Here is a 5528-nt window from a genome sequence, read left to right as displayed (position 1 = left end):
GCCGGTCTCCGTGTCCTTACCGCAGCGTGCCTGGTCAGACCCTGAAACGCAGCCGGTGACTAGCCAGACTTATAGGTTGGAGGGGGTAGGGGAGTGAAGAACGGCTGAGGGAACGGAGCGGTTTGAAAGGGGGGACGTGAGGACGGTTGCGAAGACGGAGAAGAGAAGGAGGGGACGAGGCGGGGGAGAGGAGGAGGCGTGGGCTGGTCGAGGTAGCGGCTGAGAGGGTTGGTGGGGGTGGTAGGTGACACTGTTCTGGCCGGTGGGCCTGCGAGGCGCTCTCTCGCAGGGGTCGCGGGGCGGTGTGGTCCGTCACGGGGTTGTGTACGTCGGCCCGGGGCCGGCGTACGCGTGTAAGAGGGCATCTGATCTAGGTAGTTGGTGTTTCGGGATGCTCTTGTGACTGCACGCGTCGGGTGGTTGTTGCCTGGGGTATGAGTACTCGGCGTGCGTATCGCAGTGACGTTTCGGATGCCCGCTGGGCCTTGATCGATCCGGTGTTCGTCGCCTGGCGGGCCGCACGATCAGGGCCCGAGACCGCAGCGCGGGTGCACGACCCTCCGAACGATCCTTGGCACGCTTCGCCGGGGGGCCAGGCAGCGGCAAGCCGCCGAAGCATAGTCGTCTGCACGCGAGGAAGGTTGGGGCGGCACGGCGGTACTGCCCCAGATTCTGTGCACCAGGCCTCACCCGCGCACGCCATATCGGCGCGGGCTGCGTCGCCCCTACCCACATCGTTGGTGCTATGCCGCGCCCGGTTGTCCATGCGACTGAAGAGGCTGTCCTGATGGGGGGCAGGGGGACAGCGCGACGCGGTGTGAACGGCCGGTGCGGGGTCGGCCGCGATTGAGGCTTGTTGGGGCGGAGTCGGTTGCGGAGAGCTGTGTCGAGGGCGCCCTGTCGCGTGAAGAAGCCGCGGGTTCTTCACCAATTGGATTGGATTCTCTGCTTGTTGGTGCACCAGGTCTGTTCTGACCGGGTTGGGACTCTCCGTTGGAGGCCCGTGGGCGCTCTCGGTATAGACGCAGGTCAGTGTCATGATCCTGAGCGGTTGCGTCATGTTTCATGTACGTATCGTCAAATGAAGCTTGACGGAGTGTCGGTTAAGTCATCATCATGGAGTCATGAACCCTTCTGACAGAGTGACGTCGCCCCCGGCCGCTGCGGGGCTGGCGGGCCGTGTGCCCGCTGGCGAGTACGTTGCTACCGCGCGCCGGCTGGCGGAGATCTCCGCGGACCTGCAGCGGCTGTCAGTGATTGCGGAGCGTATTCGCGGTGTTCCGTGGGAGGCGATCGGGCAGGCACATGGAGGCCTGTCCCGTGCTGCGGTCCACAATCGGTACGCCCACGCGGTCAGGTCGTGGGAAGAAGAGCACCCCGGCGCTCCCGAGGAGCAGTTCGCTGTTGTGGACGTGCAGCTTCAGGGTGCGTACGCCGAGATCGACCTGCTGCTGGAGCGGCAGCGCGAACTGTCCCGCCTGTCGCACGCCACGGCCTCGGTCGCCGAGAAGTCGGAAACCGAGCTGGCCGCACGGCATACGCTCATTCGCAAGTTTCGGGCGATGCATTCCGATCCGCCGGACTGGGGCATTGCTGCCAGCCTTGCGCGTGACGCCTGTCAGGTCGACAGGGACCCTTCAGAGGACCCGCTGGACCGAGCGAACATCGCGAGGTTGCTCCAGGAGTCCCACGACGTCGGTGCAGCGACCTTTGAAGCCCTAACCGGACCGGATCGTGTGAGGTCAGACTCGCGTATCCCGCTGATATCCCAAGGGCGTAGGGGATCGAGTCTTGAAGCGCGGGTCGCCGCATTGGAAGAGGCGGTCGAGCGACTCATGGCTGAGAAGGAGCGTGACCTCTTCACCTGATAAAGAACTCCGCCGACCTCTGGGGAGCTTGTCTAGGGCGCGTCCAGAGGCTGGCGGAGGAACCACCGGTCCAAGATCACTGACATGTCAGATCACTCTGTAGGAGGTTCTAGTGGGATCGATTATCCAGCATGGCACCGCGGAACGCGAGGAGGGGCCTTCGCGAGCGGCGACGGCGCTTGTGCTCCTGGCCGTGGGCTTCCTCGCCGGGATCTATGTAACGGATCCCGTGGCGTTCACCAGCACGGTCGAGATGTTCGCCAGCTCTGTCTACGACGGAGCCATCCAGTGGGGGGTAACCGTGGTTCTGACCGCTGTTGCCAGCTGGTGTGTGGGGCGCAAGCACACGAACCGGTAGCCCGGCGACCAGGCGAGATGCGACGGGGCCGCCCAGGGGCGGCCCCGTAGTTGCGACGCCGTGCCTGGTTGTCCATGAGGCCGCAGACGATGTCCTGATGAGGCAGTGGTTGGTTTTTGCTGGTCAGGCCGGTGTACACGGTTTTAGGGGATAGCGCGATGCGGTGAGGTTGGGGTCGCTGGGATGAGTTGGCTGGGACAACGGGATGCGGCGTAGTACCCAGCAGAACTGCTTTGACCTGCGGTTTTACTGCGGTGCCGGGGTAGGTAGAGGGCGTTCGGTTGCGGTTCTTAGGCCATGGTCTTTGCAATCTCTATCTGGTATGCATTTTGAGACGGTGATGTAGCGCCGCCTTGCCGAAGTGACTGAAGTGCAGTAACTTTCACGGGCTGATCTGGCGGCCTGTCTCAGTACCGTCCGCCGGCCTGCGCTGCCGGTCGGCCAATGGCTGAGGCGCTGCTGCTGTGATGGTGAGAAAGGGAGTGCTGATGATTCGCCGCGGACGGGAGCACCTGGTTCGTACCCGTGAGCAGCTTGCCCAAGAAATGGGCATGGCGATGGGCACGTTCCGGAACAAGCGGCCTTACGCGGCCGAGGGCTTCCCAGCGCCCATCAGTTCTGAGGGTGCCCGGGTCTTGTTGTGGGACGGCGAGCAGACGGCCGCCTACCTCGAGCGTGGCGAGGTGCAGGCTCTGCCAGCACCGGGCGCGGAGGATCTGCTGGACCGACAGGAGGCGGCCGCCGAGGTAGGGGTGTCCCCGCGGAGCTGGGACGGCTACAAGTCGGACCCGCGGCTGGCACCGCACATGGTGATGGTGTGCGGTGTGGAGCACTGGCCGCGCAGGTCAGTTCGGGCCTTCCGCGACGGCCGGCCCGGCAAGCAGGCCGCGACGGGCCGGCCGAAGGGGAAGGCGAATGCGGTACCGCGCGGTGAGCTGCAGGCCCGGGTTGCCGCGCTCCTCGACGCCGACCCGGCTATCACGATCGCCGGCGTCTGCGCCGCGCTGGGCGTGGCCTACGCGACGGCGCAGCGCGCTCTGTCTGAGCTGCGCAGCGAGCGGATCGCCGTCCTCCTGGCCGCGCAGCCGTCCTTGACGGCCGATCAGGCCGCGGTCCGGCTCGGGTACCCCGCCGCAGTCCGGCGGCGCGCCAGGGGTGGCGCCGGGACCCCCAACCACGAGAGGCGGGAGAGGCATGCGTGAAACCGTGGAAGTGAGCGCCTGGGATGCGTACTATGCGGCCGGCCGCTGGCCGTCCGGTGATGGAGGAGAAAGAGGCCTTCCGCCGCATGGTCGGCCAGGGGCCGGGACATTCCGCCGAAGCCCATAGGGAAGGGCTCGAATCCCTGACTTATTACCGACGGACAGTCAGCCCCATAGCCCTCCTTCCTGCTGGCAGCCTGGCTCGCGGTAGCGAGCCAGGAGCCTGGAGGCGGAGCCGGAAGGGTTAAGGGCGGGGGAGCGAAGCGGACCCGCTCAACTGGCGGGGTTGAGGCCTTGTTCCATGAGGTGGCCGTATTCGCGCCAGTGGATGAATTGGATTGGTTCTGTGGTGGGGCCGGGTGTGGGGGCGCACCAGCGTTGTACGTAGGCGGCGAATCCTTCCTTGTGGATGGTAAAGGGGCCGCCGTCTTCGTAGAGGTCGGCGATGGGCCAGGTGTCGCTGTCCTCGCCGGTCATGAGCCAGAACAGGTGGGTTCCGTCTTCAACGAAGCCCCATCTGAGGAGCCTGTCGGCGCCTACCTCGGGTGGCAGCCAGCGCGAGTAGGATTCGGGGGCCTGTTCCCAGAAGAGTTCGGCCATGTCGACCACGCTGTCGCCTCCGGCTTCACGGTATGGGGGGATACCCACAGTGCGTCTCCGTCGATTCCGCCGGCTCCGTAGGTTTCGATGAAGGCGATGTAGTCCGAGGGGAGTCGTATGCCGAGTCTGTGTTCGGCTTCGGCTGTTCCGGCCAGGTCGTGGGGGGCTCCTTCGCTGCTTTGCCTGCAGGGCGTGAGCACGTCTGACAGTGCGCGTATGGCGGGATGACTGGGCAAGAGGAACCTCCGGCGTCTAGTGAGCACACCAGACTATGAGCCCTCTCTGACAGTGCTTCCTGGCCCGCAGGGCGGGCCTGGTTACCACCACTGGGACTTCGGTAGTGGGCTGGTCCTGGTGGCGTTCGAAGGGGTGTGTCAGTGGTGCCCGGCAGACTTGCCTGGTGCTGATTGATGGATACGACGATGCCCGACTGGTTTTCGGTGAGGAGCTGGTTGGGCTTCCGGGCTTCTGGGCTGTTTCGCTTATGTGGTTGTGCGGGCCGGGAGACGAGCGTGGCGAGCCGGAGTTTGAGTGGTTCGGCGCGGATGAGGCGGACGTAGACGCGGCATGTGAGGCGCTCATGGAGGAGGAGCGCTGGCCCGTCTTCCGGATCCCGTTCGGTGACGGGCACACAGTGGTGGTGGTTCACCGCAACGACCCTGACGACTGCGGGAACCTGTACTTCGTCACCCACCCGGAATGGGGCGGCTGGCACGGTCATCTCGCCACCATTAGCCCCCACCAGGCAGGACCGGGCTTGTCCTGGGGAGAGCTGATCCATATTGCCGCCAACCCGGACCTCACGGCACCGGGAATCCACGACCCCACCGTCCGCTTGCTTCTTCTGCTGCCGATCCTCGGTGACGTGGACCTGCCGCCAGAGGCGGCCAACACGGTCTCCTTGGCTCTCACCCGCACTGGTATGCAGGCTGACAACGCATCCCGCGTGGCGGAGATGATCCTGCGGAACCCGATCTGGGAGCCGGCTCAATGGGATTTTCGCGCTGGGTCCCCTCTCAGCGGAGGAGAGCATGCGTTCGTGCAGGGGCTCCTTGAGTGCACGGTTACAGGGAGTCCACGGTTCGGCGTACAACTCGCCCATGGCATCACTCAGGAGCAGAGCGACCGACTGGCCCAGGCGTTGGGAACCTGTTCTCCCTGACGATCTGGCCATCAGTACACCGGAAAGTGTCTGGACGGCTGCGCCTGGCCCAGACTGCCCGTCACCCGGCTGACAGTGGACTTCGTCAGCTGCCAGCCCCCGGCCTCGTAAGCTCCTCAGGCCAGGTGCCCTCACCGCTGCCAGCCGCCCGCGGAGCGGGCTAGTCCTGGAGGCGGAGCCGGAAGGACCCGGGTGGGGAGCGGAGCGGACCCACCCAACGGGCCGAAGGCCCGGACCCCATTAAACGGGGTCACCGAGGGCTGCGAAGCAGGCCGTTCGGGGTCCCGAACCGTCCGAAGCGAAGCGAAGGACACCGGCCCGAAGGGCCGGCTCTGGCT

Annotated in this window: 5 protein-coding genes; 4 read left to right on the top strand and 1 reads right to left on the bottom strand. The window is 65.6% G+C overall.

What is annotated here, in order from left to right:
• Positions 1-1124 precede the first annotated feature (1124 nt).
• The 3 genes from ACFVUS_RS43685 to ACFVUS_RS43675 all read left to right on the top strand — a co-directional run bounded on the left by ACFVUS_RS43685 (position 1125) and on the right by ACFVUS_RS43675 (position 3428).
• Positions 1125-1868, top strand: coding sequence for a hypothetical protein (locus tag ACFVUS_RS43685; protein ID WP_143196301.1), 744 nt, complete (start codon positions 1125-1127; stop codon positions 1866-1868).
• Between the two features lie 112 nt (positions 1869-1980).
• Positions 1981-2226, top strand: a complete 246-nt coding sequence (locus ACFVUS_RS43680; protein WP_073797225.1) for a hypothetical protein — start codon at positions 1981-1983, stop codon at positions 2224-2226.
• Between the two features lie 488 nt (positions 2227-2714).
• On the top strand, positions 2715-3428 hold the full coding sequence (locus ACFVUS_RS43675; RefSeq protein ID WP_073797224.1) for a hypothetical protein: 714 nt from the start codon (positions 2715-2717) through the stop codon (positions 3426-3428).
• A gap of 273 nt (positions 3429-3701) precedes the next feature.
• Here ACFVUS_RS43675 and ACFVUS_RS43670 read toward each other — a convergent pair whose 3' ends face one another.
• Positions 3702-4028: a hypothetical protein gene (locus ACFVUS_RS43670; protein ID WP_143196299.1), complete on the bottom strand. Its 327-nt coding sequence runs from the start codon at positions 4026-4028 to the stop codon at positions 3702-3704.
• 400 nt (positions 4029-4428) lie between these two features.
• On the opposite strand from ACFVUS_RS43670, the gene ACFVUS_RS43665 reads away from it, so the two are divergent.
• Positions 4429-5190: a hypothetical protein gene (locus tag ACFVUS_RS43665; RefSeq protein WP_229895813.1), complete on the top strand. Its 762-nt coding sequence runs from the start codon at positions 4429-4431 to the stop codon at positions 5188-5190.
• Positions 5191-5528 lie beyond the last annotated feature (338 nt).

This window comes from Nocardia sp. NPDC058058, from assembly GCF_042885355.1.
GTDB lineage: Bacteria > Actinomycetota > Actinomycetes > Mycobacteriales > Mycobacteriaceae > Nocardia.
The sequence above is the reverse complement of the archived record's forward strand: the minus strand, read 5'-3'. Positions and strand labels throughout refer to the sequence as shown.

What these genes read in the sequence shown, in the direction of transcription:
- ACFVUS_RS43685 (WP_143196301.1), top strand. Translation starts at nt 1,125, where the DNA reads ATGAACCCTTCTGACAGAGTGACGTCGCCCCCGGCCGCTGCGGGGCTG.
- ACFVUS_RS43675 (WP_073797224.1), top strand. Translation starts at nt 2,715, where the DNA reads ATGATTCGCCGCGGACGGGAGCACCTGGTTCGTACCCGTGAGCAGCTT.
- ACFVUS_RS43670 (WP_143196299.1), bottom strand. Translation starts at nt 4,028, where the DNA reads ATGGCCGAACTCTTCTGGGAACAGGCCCCCGAATCCTACTCGCGCTGG.